Genomic DNA, 13,548 nt, shown 5'->3' with positions numbered 1-13,548 from the left:
GGGATATTCAGTAAATGTCCCCCAAAAATAAAATGGCATATGAAGTGATTATGGTCTATCATTTTCATATGCCATTTTTATTGTCATTTTTTCGTGTATTCTCACATAATTCTATCCGACAGGACATAACACTCCTGAAGAAGCCAAATGACCTCTTCTTATTCTGTCAGTAAAATCATATCATGCCGCTTTAACTGTCCTGTTCCTGATTCTGTCAATCATCAGTACGGCATTTGCCGTATGTATTCCGAAGAAAATCCACAGGATTTCCGTCTTCCTGTTCCGTGCCCTTATCCTCGAGAGCGAGTAATGCTGCTTCTGTGTGCCGAAGCTGCCTTCAAGCCGGGTGGCCCTCTCCCTTGAAAGTTCACTTCTGAGAACCTTCCTCAAGAATTCATCCCTGGCCGCCCTTCCCTTGCGTACGAAGGAAGTGGAGATTCCGTATTTCGTACAGAACTTCCTGTTGGCGTTATTGGCATAGATGGAATCGGCTGCCACGCATCTTACCCTCACGTTCATGAGCTTCTGCTGCATGCGGATGCAGTCCTTCAGGCGTATGCCCTCGTTGAAAGCCTTGAACGAGAGGTGTTCGATGAACGATATGCCGTCTATCTGTATATTGTTGACCTTCGCACCGAACTCGACGGATTTCGTTTCCTTGCCTCTTACGATGGGACGTACATAATGACGGTCAATGCTGACGATACGGTCACTGACTTTCCGTCCTTCAAACATTTCCTTTTCCTGTACAAGAACCTTTCTGATGATGGAAAGCCGCTTCCGGTAATCCTGAGTATACCGGAGTGAGCCCCCATGCTCCCTGTGAATTCCATCCCACTGCATGAGAAGTTTTTCAAGAAGCCTGATCATACGACGCTTGAGCATCCTTGTCCTTGATGCCTTTCTCTTTCTTTTCTTACAGTAGGACAGATAAGCCTTGGCAACATCATCATATTTGTTGCGCGGACGTCTTATGCCCAGATTCCTGCAATGACGACACATATGCCTGTAGAGCCATGAGAGGCTTTCCCAAAGGAGTTTCATGTCTGTGGGAAAACGCATGTGGCTTTCGTAGCATGTGGCATCGGTCATGCACACGTGAAGGTTCTCAAGATAAGGCTTCCAGTGTGAGGCCAGCACTTCCTGGAGGGATTCAATGTCAAGACGGGATGCCATCTCATTGCGGATGGCACTGACTATCTTGTAGTTGGTTATGGGAAAGGACGGGTCTATCATGATTCCGCAGAACATCTGGTAGTGTATGTTACCGTTCAGATGTTCCACCAGCTGTCTGTCGGAGAATCCGGTGTATGCCTTCAGGACCATGAGGGCAATCTTTGCCGCAGGGCTGAAGATGTTCCTGCGTCCCAGTCGCTGTTCCGACAGGCCCAGGGCTTTTGCCATACGCTCAAACGGAAACACCGAGTGAAGCCTGCCAAGCTCACTCTCGTTAAAACTCTTGCGGTATTTTTCCAGAATATCAAATTCTGTAAAGCCCAAAGTAGGGTGAATTTCTGAAATATTTTGTACTTTTGCCATATCTTGGTTGGAGTATTTCCCCCGTTTTGGCTGCCAAACCTCATTTTCGGGGGAATACCTAAAGATACAAAAAAGCCAGCTAATTCGCAACACTTTGTGTATGAATTAGTTGGCTAATTTTATATTATTTACTGAATGTCCCTACTGAATGTCCCTAAAAAAACGGCTGTCTTCACGCGGAAAACAGCCGTTCTTCAAACATTATATCAGATTCTTATTATGCTTCTTCTACTTCACCTACTTGTTTCGGCATCTTGTGTCCCATAGTCAGGTAAGCTACCGGGGCAGCCACGAACAAAGAAGACAATGTACCGATTACCACACCCAGAATCATGGCGAATGCAAAGCTACGGATACTGTCACCACCCAGGATGAAGATACTCAGCAACACAATCAAGGTACTCAAAGAAGTGTTGATGGTACGGCTCAAAGTGGTGTTCAGCGAATCGTTGAACAATTGCGTACGGTCACGTTTCGGATACAAGCCGATGAACTCACGCACACGGTCGAAGATAACCACCTTATCATTGATAGAATAACCGATTGCAGTCAGGATGGCTCCGATGAATGTCTGGTCTATTTCCAGAGAGAACGGCATCCATCCGTGACACAAGGAGTATGCTCCGATAATCAGCACAGTATCTACCGTCAATGCAACCGTAGCACCAATACTGAAGGCAATGTTGTTGAAACGAACCAAGATATACAGACCAATGGCAATCAAGGCCAGTGCCACTGACCATACAGCTGAAGTCTTAATATCATCGGCGATGCTAGGACCTACCTTCTGAGAACTGATGATAGAACCTCCGGCACGGTTATCACGGTCGATGAAGATTTCGAGCGTAGTACCCTTGCCCAGCAAGTTACCTTCTTTCAATGCATTGTAAAGGAACTCTTCGATTTCGGCATCGATTGTCGGAGAATCTTCGTTGATGCGGTAGTTGGTCGTCACACGGATTGTTTTACCGTCTGTACCCAAGGCAATGGCCTGTACGTTGGCATCTCCCACTTTCGGCTGCAGCAGGTCACGTACGGTTTCCGGCTGTACCACCTGTTCAAACTGAACCACGAAGTTACGTCCACCGGTGAAGTCGATACTCTGTGCCAGTCCGCGTACAAAGAAAGAAACGATACATACTACAATGATAATCGCCCAAATCGTAAACGAACGTTTGGTGATACCCATGAAGTTATAGTGTACATTCTGCATCAGGTTCTTTGAAACGCCTGTAGTGAATGTCAGGTTCAACCATTTGTCCTTATTCATAAAGTGTTCGTAAACCAGACGAGTCAAGAACACGGCTGAGAAGAACGAACAGAGGATACCGATAATCAAGGTAGTGGCAAAACCACGAATCGGACCGGTACCGAAGTTGAACAGGATAACACCTGTGATGATAGAAGTCAAGTTAGAGTCGAAGATGGCAGAGAACGCGTTCTTGTAACCTTCGGCCAAAGCCTGCTTGGTTCCCTTGCCTGCACGAAGCTCTTCTTTCGTACGTTCATAAATCAATACGTTCGCATCCACGGCCATACCCAGTGACAACACCATACCGGCGATACCAGACATCGTCAAGGCAGCCTGGAAAGAGGAAAGGATACCCAGTGTGAAGAAGAAGTTGATGAACAACGCACCGTTGGCCACCATACCCGGAATGAATCCGTACATCACACACATGTAAGCCATCAAGACAATCAAAGCCACGATGAAGGATACGATACCCTGGTTGATAGATTCCTGTCCCAAAGACGGACCTACGATGTCTTCCTGTACGATACGAGCCGGAGCCGGCATCTTACCGGATTTCAACACGTTGGCCAAGTCTTTTGTGACTTCCGGAGTAAAGTTACCCGTAATCTGTGAATTACCACCGGTAATTTCAGAGTTTACACGCGGTGCACTGTATACATATCCATCCAATACGATGGCGATTTCCTTACCGATGTTCTTCTTTGTCAGGGCAGCCCAACGACGAGAACCTTCTGTGTTCATTGACATGCTGACGCACGGCTTGTTGAACTGGTCATATTCGTCTTTGGCGTCTGTTACTACATCACCTTCCAACGGCGCACGTCCGTTACGTTCAGTCGACTTGATGGCATACAATTCGAAGATACGTCCGGTCTTGTCCATATCGGAAGCTTTCACACCCCACATCAGTTTCAGGTCGCGCGGCATCACTTCCTTCACGGCCTTCATGTTCAGAATGCGGTTCACATCCGCTGTATCTTTATAATCGGCATAACCTACGATACAACCTACTCCGCTCTGGTTCAGCTGCAGTACAGACAACAACGGATGTTCTTTCTTCATCTGTTCCATATCTGCACTGGAAGCAGCCGGTGTCTCTCCCTTCAGGGCAGCCGTCAAGCTGTCTTTGGCAGAAACGGCAGAAGCCTGAGCCACTGCAGTCGTATCGGCTTCAGCCTGTACAGAATCAGCAGGAGCCTCGTTGTTCAGCAAGCCACGGGCACGGTTGTCGGCAGAAGCCAATACCGGCACGATATCTTTTGCTTCGAAAGTTTCCCAAAATTCCAGGTTGGCAGAACCCTGCAAGAGTTTTCTCACACGTTCCGGTTCCTTGATACCCGGCAGTTCCACCATGATACGGCCCATCTTTCCTTCCAGTGTCTGGATGTTCGGCTGAGCCACACCAAAACGGTCGATACGTGTACGCAAAACATTGTAAGAGTTGTCTACGGCAGCTTTTACTTCCTCGCGCAATACTTTCTCAACTTCTGCATCTGTACTACGGGTATTCACTTTGTCTTTCAACTGCTGGGTGGCAAAAAGTTCAGCAAGTTTGCCTTCCGGAGCCAGTTTCTTGTATTCTCTGATAAACAGGGTCACGAAATCTTCCTGACTGTTAATCTGCAATTTGGCAGCTTCAGCCACAGCCTTGTTAAAGGCTTCATCCGGTTTGTTGTCGGCCAACGCCTTCACTACGTCCGGTACGGAAACCTCCAGAATGACGTTCATACCACCTTTCAGGTCCAAACCCAACCCGATTTCCATCTCACGACATTGTTTCAGCGTGTAAATCCCCAACCACACCTTCTGATTCTGCATGGAATCCAGGTAATGTGCCGAACCCTTCGGGTCCTCAGCCGCCTTGTTCATCTGATAACGGGTAACGAATGAGAATGAAAGGTAAAAAGCACACGCAAGGGTCAGTAATACCGCAAAAACCTTTACAAATCCTTTGTTTTGCATGTTACTTTAATTTATTATATTTACTTTTAAAATTTGATACGTTTATTCAAGGTTGCAAATATAGTTTTTTTTCATTAGATATGCGGAAACCATTGTAAATATTTAAGCCATAGAGCCTAAAAAAGGAGCTATCGCTTGCAAAAATTAAGCAATAGCTCCTTCTTTTATTTATAAAGTACAGGATATTCCCTGTCTTTCAGACATTTTATTTCAATCCACGTGCCTCCAACAGCGGTTCAATGCTAGGCTCTGCCCCACGGAAAGTGACATACAGTTTCATCGGATCGTCGGAACCACCTTTTTCCAAGATGTTCTTGCGGAAGGAAGTAGCCGTAGCCTGGTCAAACAATCCATGCTCCTTGAACGCTTCAAACGCATCCGTATCCAGACGTTCTGCCCACAGATAGCAATAGTATCCGGCCGCATAACCGCCCATGATGTGATTGAAGTAAGTAGAGCGGTAACGAGGTGCGATTTGCGGAATCAGACCGATTTTATCCATCAGCTGCTTTTCAAACTGTAGTACGTCAAAGCCTTCCATGGTGGTCAGGCAGTGCATCTCCATATCCAGAATAGCGGCAGCCAGCAACTCGGTCGTCATGAATCCTTGGTTGAACAAGGCTTGGTTCTCAATCTTGGCAATCAAAGAATCCGGAATGGCCTCACGGGTCTTATAATGCTTGGCATACATCTTCAGCACCTCCGGAGCCACAGCCCAGTGTTCCATAATCTGCGAAGGAAGTTCCACAAAGTCACGTGCCACCGAAGTACCGGATACGCCTTTATACTTACACTGTGTCAGCAAACCGTGCAGGGCATGTCCGAATTCATGGAACATCGTACGAGCCTCATCAATGGTCAGCAATGACGGAATGTCACCGGCCGGTTTGGTAAAGCTGGCCACATTGTAAATCAACGGGCGGACACCTTCCTGTTCTTCACGGAAGTTGCTCATCCAAGCACCACTCCGCTTGCTGGCACGTGGCATATAGTCACTGTAGAACACACCTAGAAGCGAGCCGTCCGCATCCTTCACAATGTAAGTTTTCACGTCTTTATTGTACACCGAGATGGAGTCACATGGAGTGAGTGTGATGCCATACAGCTTGTTCACTACCATGCACAAACCATTGAACACATCTTCCTGACTGAAATAAGGCTTGATTTCATCTTCGTTCAGACTATATTTTTCCTGACGGAGTTTCTCGGCATAATACCACCAGTCCCATGCTTCCAGTTTCTCGCCTTTTCCTTCACGATCCATGATTTTCTGGAGCTCTGCAGCCTCAGCCTCGGCATTCTTGATGGAATATTTCCACAATCCATACAATAAATCCAACGCATTCTGAGGTGTCTTGGCCATGTTGTCGGACAACTGGTATTCCGCATAGTTACTGAATCCCATCAGCTGTGCCTTTTCCAGACGGAGTGCCAACACCTGTTTCAACACGTCCTTGTTGTCGTTGGCATTGCCCCGGTTGCCCAAACTGGTATAAGCCTGATAAATATTCTTTCTCAACTCACGGTTCTGTGCATACTGCAGCAACGGTGTACGGCTGGATTCCTGCAAAGTAAATACCCATTTTCCGTCCTTTCCGTGCGCTTTTGCTTCATGAGCCGCTCCTTCAATCACCGCTTCCGGCAGACCGGCCAAGTCTTCTTTCTTGTCTACCACCAGCAGATAATCGTTGTTATCAGCCAATACATGGTTGCCGAATTCAATGGTCAGCGTAGACAACTGTTTGTTGATTTCGCGCAGACGCTCCTGTTTCTGGGCATCCAATCCCGCACCCGAACGGATAAATTCCTTGTAATATTTATCCAGCAGATAATGCTGCTCAGTAGTCAGCGTGATTTTTCCGGCCTCCTCCTGCGCATGCACGGCAGCTACCCGCTTATACAAATCCTGATTCAGGAAAATATTGTCACTATGTTCAGACAACATTGGAGCGATTTTGCCCTCCAGTGCCATCAGTTCATCGTTTGTATCGGCTTCAGTCAAAGCAAAGAACACCCCACTCACCCGAGCCAGGATTTCCCCACTGTTATCCAATGCCACGATGGTATTCTCGAAAGTCGGTTCTTCCGGATTCTCCACAATGGCCTTGATTTCCTGATTCTGCTGCTCAATGCCTTTCAGAAAGGCCGGTTCATAATGCTCCACCTTAATCCGGTTGAAATCCGGCGTGCCATAAGGCGTTTCAAACTCAGTCAGAAACGGATTGTCCGTATCAGCTGCCTGCTGTCCGCAGGCACATACCATACAACTCATAGCGGCTGCAAAAAATAAATTCTTCATCATATTGTTTTTATCAGGTTATAATTTCTCTACCAGGCACCACAGTGGATAATGGTCGGAAGCCGAAATGGAATTATCTACCCTACATTTCAACACTCGGAAACCTTTGTTTACAAACATGTGGTCGATACGAAAATAGAGGAAGTTCCGGTTATAAGAGAATCCTGGTCCCCACCCAGCCTCACGATACGCATCTGTCAATCCCCTGCCTATCGTATGATGTGCATACGAAATAGGAGAATCATTAAAGTCACCACACACCATCAGGTACTTTGATGACTGACGAGAGATTGCCTGTGCCACAGAGTCAGCCTGAGGTGCCCGAATCACCGCCGCATCGGCCAGTTTGCGCAAAAGGTATTTTCCATCAGCCTTTACATTCTGTTCTTCCGGCGATTTAAGAAGGCCTTCATATACCTCCTTGTCGTGTGCATCCAATTTATTCGATTCCAGATGATTGCACACTACAACTAGTGTATCACTTTCCATTTTCAAACGAAGTATAAAGCTACCATTCGTCACGCTCTTATAAACGACAGGTTCTACCGAAAGAATAGGGAATCGTGACAAACATCCCATTTTATTCCCATTCCCAACTTCCAGACTTCGCACATACGGATACATCGGAAATTCTTTTTTTATCTTTTCATTGTCCCAATGAAATTCCTGCAAACAAACCACATCGGCATCACTCTGCTGAATGTAGGTCTGTATCGGATGAGACTCATCTTCGGTATCCCCTTGCATTCCCATGACATTATAGGTCAAAAACTTCAACACCTCTCCCTTCGCCGTTTCTTCTGCACTCCGAAATGGCGTATATGTCAAGATTGCTCCACCCCCTGCCACCAAAAATATCAATGGAACCCAAACATATTTCCGACAATAAAAAAACCATATTGGAATAAACACCAAAACGGATAATAGCAAAAAAGGAAAAAATAATCCCGCACACGAAAGAATTGGATGTGCAACGGGTGACATAGAAGGACTATATGCACAACACAAGAATCCTATTCCCACCCCGACATTGCCGAGTAAAAGCACTCCCTTAACAGTATGTCCCCAAATATTCATTTTTTACTGGCATCAAATAATCTCTTCTTTTCATCATCGGTCAGGCTATTGTATCCTGACTTCCGCAATTTATCCAAGATTCGGTCCACTTCTGCTTCACGTTGTCTCTTCTGGGCATTGTACTCGTAATCTGACTGGCGCCCTCCATAATGTACTTTCATCTTGGGCTTTCTTTTTACCGGATGCGCCAGCCCCACTAACCAGTCACAAACCCTGTTTATCCATTTCGTAGCGTCATGCCCACTTTGTAGTCCGGCCGCAAACCACCATCCGGCCAATGCACCTCCCAAATGTGCGATGTGTCCGCCTGCATTTCCAGAAGTCATGAACAGCAAATCAAGCACCACCATGAACAGTGCTACATATTTCAGACGAACCGTACCGATAAACAAGAACTGCACCGGATAATTCGGCTCACGTACACCTACCGCCACCACAATGGCCAGTACCGAGGCCGATGCCCCCAGTAGGTAAGACGAGTACACCGCGTCCTGAAAATAAGGAAAGACATTGTAGGCCAACATATAAAGCAATCCTCCACAAATACCTCCCAAGAAATACAACCCACGCAGGTGCTTGGCTGAGAAAAACGCCAAAAACAAGCGGCCAAACCAGAAAAGCCACAGCATGTTGAACAAAATATGCAACACACCGGCATGCATAAACATATAAGTAATCAACGACCAAGGCTGACGGATAAACGCTTCCATCCAAGCCGGTAGTTCCAAAAAATGCATCCAAGGCGATGAAGGCACATTAAACAAGGTCAGAAAAATCTGCACCACCGTTACGACCAGAAACACAGCGACGTTGACATATACCAGTCGTACTGCAATGTCACCTTGCTGAAATTTCCGTTTCAAATCAGTAATAAATCCGTCCGTTGCCATTCTTCTTTCTCCAGTAAATTATCAGTATCAAGCCAAACAGCATACCGCCCAAATGTGCAAAATGAGCCACTCCGTCGTTGCCTCCCAATCCTAACACCAGTTCCAAAACGGCATATCCGATGACGAAAAACTTCGCCTTGATAGGCATTGGAATAGGAAATACAAACATCTGACTATTAGGAAACAGCATACCAAAAGCCAGCAATATACCATACACGGCCCCCGAAGCTCCCACCGTAGTCAATTGGTTCAGAAACACATCCATCGGAATCACTCCTATACCCGTATCTACGGAGGTATAATTCGACCATACCAGGGCATATTCCACGTAGTGCACCAGTTCCTGAATCAGACCGGCACCAATACCACAAACCATATAATAGGTCAGGAAACGTTTAGGCCCCCATACCTGTTCCAGCACCCGTCCGAACATCCATACCGCAAACATATTAAAGAAAATATGTGAGAAATTGGCATGCATGAACATATACGTAATAAGCTGTACCAAATTAAAATCGGAAGCCAGAAAAAAGTGAAGTCCGAGCAGATTCTCTATATCTACTCCGTATTTCCGGGCCACAAACATCCCAAGAAAACAGAGCACATTGATAATAAGCAGGTTTTTCGTTACAGTTGGAAGATTATTCATGTTGTTAAATCATTGATTCAGTTGCAAATGTACAATATAAAATCCGGTTTGAAGATATATGTATTCTTAAAATTCATTGAACGAACCGATGGAGTCGCGTAACACTAGCAAACTTTCTGGTCCCATATTAAACAATAAATCTATCACACTCAGGTTAGGCAAAAAACCGAGTTTTTGGTCAAATACTTGATAATAAGGTTTCGGCACAAACTCCTTGTCCGCCTCCCGAAAATCCCGTTTAGGATGAATCCGTTCCCGGAAATCATCCGCAGTCTCCGATTCCTCCACATAATCGTCGGTCGGTATCAGCCGGGGCTGCATATCAATTTGTTGGCACACCCACTCACACAAATCCAAGTTGAAATCGAACAAAAACACATACTTCTGCTCAAAGAACCGATGGAATTCATCCGCATAATAATCGAAGAACGGACTATGCTTGTAAGCTGCCACAAAAGCATTCCAATGTACGTGCCACCAGTTGCCATGGTCGGAAATACGTATATCCTTCATCAAGCATTTCAGGTCATCCCCCTTTTCTGTCGGGATGGTCAATGCCAGCGGGCCGTCGGCCGATGCAATCACGCAGCGGTTCCGGTAGGTCTGCTTCATGTAGTGGTCATACCGCTCCACATACACCGAAGGATAAGCAAAAAGTTTAGTATAATATTCCACGGGAGCCAGATAGGCCGACCCTAAAATCACTTCATCTTTCATTTTCTTTCTTTTAGTCATTGCACCCGCTGTCCGAAACGTCCTTTCCGAGAGGAATACCAGATTAGCCAGGCCTTTCCCACCAGATGGTCTTCCGGCACCAGCCCGAACAAGCGGGAATCACAGATATTCACGGGGTCGTTCGAAGCCATCCAGTAGTAATCCTTACTGAACGTGTACGCCTCCACCGGCTTTCCTTTCACCCACAACGTGTCGTGACGTACTTCTGCCGGCTGGTGCTCATGCGCCACAATCGTATTGCACAGCAACGTCACATTCCACGGATACACCTTCACCGGTACTCCCTTTGCCGGAACCACATACGGATGCGCCTCCGTACGGTTCTTCTCGTCCAGTGGAACCAGTGGAATCCGCCCTTCCAGCTTTTGCGAAAGCAAATAATATTCATACTGGCTGAAACTCCGGATATACCCCCCGTCGGAAGTATATCCTACCAGCGTATTGCCTTTGATACCCAGTACCGACAGCACCGTCAGCATCAGGTCCTCCGTCGATACCGGATAGGCATACAGCGACTTGGCATCCGGGCTCAACACCTTTCCGCCTACATCATTCAAATCCGCGTCCAGCATCAGCGTATCGCCCGGCGTACCGATACAACGGCTGATAAACAGTTCACGCCACTCGATTCCTGTCTTCGGATTCTCAGGGTGCGGGTTGTTGAACAAGACGATATCCCCTTTCCTTGCACGGGAAGCCACCAGCCGGTGATAGCCGAAGAGCGAACAGAAAGGCAGACGCAGCCCGTAACTCCACTTGCTGACCAGAATCCGTTCCCCCTGGTAAAGCGAATTCTCCATGCCGGAGGAAGGAATCACACAAGTCGTCACAAGCAGTGTCCGCACCAGCCAGACGGTCAGCACCGCCACGCCAGCTGCCTTCAACCATCCCCACCCGGACTTTCCTTTGTTCATACACTCATTTAATGGAATCTACAAACTTGAACAGGCGACTCCAGCGAACCTTTCCGTCAAACCATCCGCGGTCCTGATCCAGTGACAGCCAGATGAAAATCGGCTTACCCACGATATGGTCTTCCGGCACAAAACCCCAGAAACGGGAGTCGGCCGAATTGTGACGGTTGTCTCCCATCATCCAGTAATAATCCATCTTAAAGGTATATTTCGTTGTTTCCTGTCCGTTGATGTAAATCTTTCCGTCCTTCACTTCCAAACTATTACCCTCGTAGTTCCGGATAGGGCGTTCATAAATCGGCAGGTTGTCCAATGTCAAATCCACGGTAGCCCCTTTTTTCGGAATCCATATCGGCCCATAGTTGTCTACCGTCCATCCCGTCAGTTTGTTGTCGGGATACAGTCCGCCCGCATCGTCGTCCGGTACATTCTCGATGGAAGTCACCAAATCTTTCCGGGCCAACAGAGCTGCTTTGGCCTTCTCGGTCAGCGGCATGTTGTACACTGATTCTTCCGTGTAATACCCCATCAGGTCTTCCTTGCTGATACCCAGCTCATGACACAAATCCTCCGGCAGCATGCCTTTCGTATGTACGAAATAACGATACTGTACATTGTCCGGCTCCTTGTTCGGTTTACCGTCCAGATAGACAATCCGGTTCTTAATCTGCAACGTCTGTCCCGGCAATCCCACGCAACGTTTCACGTAGTTCTCTCTCCGGTCTACCGGACGTGTAATCACCTTGCCATACAGCTGCGGATTCTCATCAATATATTTACGGCCCACCGTATAATAATAGTCATACACTTCACGCTGCTGTTCCACGTTCAAGCTGGCCAGGTCGATGGGCTGCGAAAGCTGCTTGCCGATGGCATAGCTCATGCGGTAGATATCCTCTGCCGGATTGCCGGTAGCCACCGTATCGCCTGCCGGGAAATTGAACACTACGATATCGTTCAGTTCCACTTTCCCCAGACCAGACACCCGCTTGTAATCCCATTTCGGCCATTCCAGATACGACTTGCAGTTGAACACCGGCAACGTATGCTGCGTCAGCGGCATGTGCAACGGGGTCTGCGGAATACGGGCCCCATAGCTCATCTTGCTCACAAACAGGTAGTCGCCCACCAGCAACGATTTCTCCAGTGAAGACGAAGGAATCACGTAATTCTGGAAGAAATACAGGTTCACGAAATAAACCGCCACCAACGCGAACACGATGGCATCCACCCAACCCATCACCGTCAGCACGGTCTTGTTGGTCGACTTCTTCCACCATGTCCAAGGAATCTTCTTGGAGATATAGGCATCAAAGATGAACGGAACCACAATCAGTCCCAGCCAGCTTTTCAACCAAATCAGGAAAATCAGGTAAAGCACCAGCACTATGCTGAACTTTATCCATTGCTTACGTGAGGCTTGTATCATACTCAAAACTGAAATAAATCATTCATACCCAAGAAACCGATGTGTCCGGCTGTATATTCCGCTGCCAGTACCGCACCCAAGGCAAATCCCTTGCGGTTCTTTGCATCGTGTGTAATCACGATGGAATCGGCTTCCGACTCGTACTTGATAGTGTGGATACCCGGCACTTCCCCTTCGCGGATGGCACTTACCGGCAATTCATCCGGCGCACAATCGGTCGTACCCGTCACGGTTCCATCGGGAGCCGTCAGCGTACCCATCACCCATTTGTGTTTGCGGTCCAGGTTCTCCAGAATCCCTTCCGCCAGCGTGATAGCCGTACCGCTCGGTGCATCCAACTTGTGTACGTGGTGCGTTTCCACCATCGACACGTCATAATTCGGGAACTGATTCATGATTTTGGCCAGATACTTGTTGACTGCCGAGAAAATGGCCACTCCCAAGCTAAAATTGGACGACCAGAACAAAGTCTTTCCTTCTTCCTGACACAGGCGACGCATTTCCTCCCCGTGTTCAGCCATCCATCCGGTACTGCCTGACACCACCTTCACTCCATTCTTAAAAGCCTCCAGGCAATTGCCATAAGCCACCGATGGCGCCGTGAACTCAATAGCCACATCTGCCGAACGGAATGCTTCCGATGCAAAATCTTCCCGGTTATTTATATCAATGATACTGACAATTTCGTGTCCTCTGGAAAGAGCTATCTTTTCGATTTCCTTTCCCATCTTTCCATATCCAATCAATGCAATTTTCATAATTCTGCTGATAATTTTATTCGCAAAGATAGTGTTTTTCA

Annotated in this window: 10 protein-coding genes; all 10 read right to left on the bottom strand. The window is 47.3% G+C overall.

Features of this window, described 5'->3' with window-relative positions:
• Window positions 1-180: 180 nt before the first annotated feature.
• The 10 genes from OCV81_RS07445 to dapB all read right to left on the bottom strand — a co-directional run bounded on the left by OCV81_RS07445 (window position 181) and on the right by dapB (window position 13,507).
• On the bottom strand, window positions 181-1,539 hold the full coding sequence (locus tag OCV81_RS07445; RefSeq protein WP_148329480.1) for a transposase: 1,359 nt from the start codon (window positions 1,537-1,539) through the stop codon (window positions 181-183).
• Between the two features lie 217 nt (window positions 1,540-1,756).
• On the bottom strand, window positions 1,757-4,756 hold the full coding sequence (secDF, locus tag OCV81_RS07440; RefSeq protein ID WP_148329479.1) for a protein translocase subunit SecDF: 3,000 nt from the start codon (window positions 4,754-4,756) through the stop codon (window positions 1,757-1,759).
• A gap of 205 nt (window positions 4,757-4,961) precedes the next feature.
• Window positions 4,962-7,055 carry a M3 family metallopeptidase gene (locus tag OCV81_RS07435; protein WP_148329487.1) on the bottom strand — a complete coding sequence of 698 codons (2,094 nt, stop codon included), beginning with the start codon at window positions 7,053-7,055 and terminating at the stop codon, window positions 4,962-4,964.
• An 18-nt stretch (window positions 7,056-7,073) separates the two neighbouring features.
• The gene (locus tag OCV81_RS07430) at window positions 7,074-8,039 is read right to left on the bottom strand and encodes an endonuclease/exonuclease/phosphatase family protein (protein WP_262640270.1); all 966 of its coding nucleotides are present in this window, start codon (window positions 8,037-8,039) and stop codon (window positions 7,074-7,076) included.
• A gap of 89 nt (window positions 8,040-8,128) precedes the next feature.
• The gene (locus OCV81_RS07425; protein ID WP_022353058.1) at window positions 8,129-9,022 is read right to left on the bottom strand and encodes a rhomboid family protein; all 894 of its coding nucleotides are present in this window, start codon (window positions 9,020-9,022) and stop codon (window positions 8,129-8,131) included.
• Entirely contained in the window at window positions 8,997-9,671 is a 675-nt protein-coding gene (locus tag OCV81_RS07420) for a rhomboid family intramembrane serine protease (RefSeq protein WP_148329477.1), read from the bottom strand. The genes OCV81_RS07425 and OCV81_RS07420 overlap by 26 nt, the downstream gene beginning before the upstream one ends.
• 66 nt (window positions 9,672-9,737) lie before the next feature.
• On the bottom strand, window positions 9,738-10,388 hold the full coding sequence (locus OCV81_RS07415) for a WbqC family protein (protein ID WP_148329476.1): 651 nt from the start codon (window positions 10,386-10,388) through the stop codon (window positions 9,738-9,740).
• Between the two features lie 14 nt (window positions 10,389-10,402).
• The gene (gene lepB / locus OCV81_RS07410; RefSeq protein WP_148329475.1) at window positions 10,403-11,320 is read right to left on the bottom strand and encodes a signal peptidase I; all 918 of its coding nucleotides are present in this window, start codon (window positions 11,318-11,320) and stop codon (window positions 10,403-10,405) included.
• A gap of 4 nt (window positions 11,321-11,324) precedes the next feature.
• Window positions 11,325-12,749, bottom strand: coding sequence for a S26 family signal peptidase (locus tag OCV81_RS07405; protein WP_148329474.1), 1,425 nt, complete (start codon window positions 12,747-12,749; stop codon window positions 11,325-11,327).
• Window positions 12,750-12,751: 2 nt separating this feature from the next.
• Window positions 12,752-13,507 carry a 4-hydroxy-tetrahydrodipicolinate reductase gene (gene dapB, locus OCV81_RS07400; RefSeq protein WP_148329473.1) on the bottom strand — a complete coding sequence of 252 codons (756 nt, stop codon included), beginning with the start codon at window positions 13,505-13,507 and terminating at the stop codon, window positions 12,752-12,754.
• Window positions 13,508-13,548 lie beyond the last annotated feature (41 nt).

Origin of the sequence: Phocaeicola fibrisolvens (assembly GCF_025567125.1) — a bacterium.
GTDB lineage: Bacteria > Bacteroidota > Bacteroidia > Bacteroidales > Bacteroidaceae > Phocaeicola > Phocaeicola fibrisolvens.
Note: the sequence above shows the minus strand (reverse complement) of the source record. Positions and strands in the feature narration are given on the sequence as shown.

Bases quoted from the DNA above. Each gene is read 5' to 3' on its own strand.
- OCV81_RS07425 (WP_022353058.1), bottom strand. From the start codon at position 9,022: ATGGCAACGGACGGATTTATTACTGATTTGAAACGGAAATTTCAGCAA.
- OCV81_RS07445 (WP_148329480.1), bottom strand. From the start codon at position 1,539: ATGGCAAAAGTACAAAATATTTCAGAAATTCACCCTACTTTGGGCTTT.
- secDF (WP_148329479.1), bottom strand. From the start codon at position 4,756: ATGCAAAACAAAGGATTTGTAAAGGTTTTTGCGGTATTACTGACCCTT.
- OCV81_RS07420 (WP_148329477.1), bottom strand. From the start codon at position 9,671: ATGAATAATCTTCCAACTGTAACGAAAAACCTGCTTATTATCAATGTG.
- OCV81_RS07405 (WP_148329474.1), bottom strand. From the start codon at position 12,749: ATGATACAAGCCTCACGTAAGCAATGGATAAAGTTCAGCATAGTGCTG.
- OCV81_RS07415 (WP_148329476.1), bottom strand. From the start codon at position 10,388: ATGAAAGATGAAGTGATTTTAGGGTCGGCCTATCTGGCTCCCGTGGAA.
- OCV81_RS07430 (WP_262640270.1), bottom strand. From the start codon at position 8,039: ATGTCACCCGTTGCACATCCAATTCTTTCGTGTGCGGGATTATTTTTT.
- dapB (WP_148329473.1), bottom strand. From the start codon at position 13,507: ATGAAAATTGCATTGATTGGATATGGAAAGATGGGAAAGGAAATCGAA.
- OCV81_RS07435 (WP_148329487.1), bottom strand. From the start codon at position 7,055: ATGAAGAATTTATTTTTTGCAGCCGCTATGAGTTGTATGGTATGTGCC.
- lepB (WP_148329475.1), bottom strand. From the start codon at position 11,320: ATGAACAAAGGAAAGTCCGGGTGGGGATGGTTGAAGGCAGCTGGCGTG.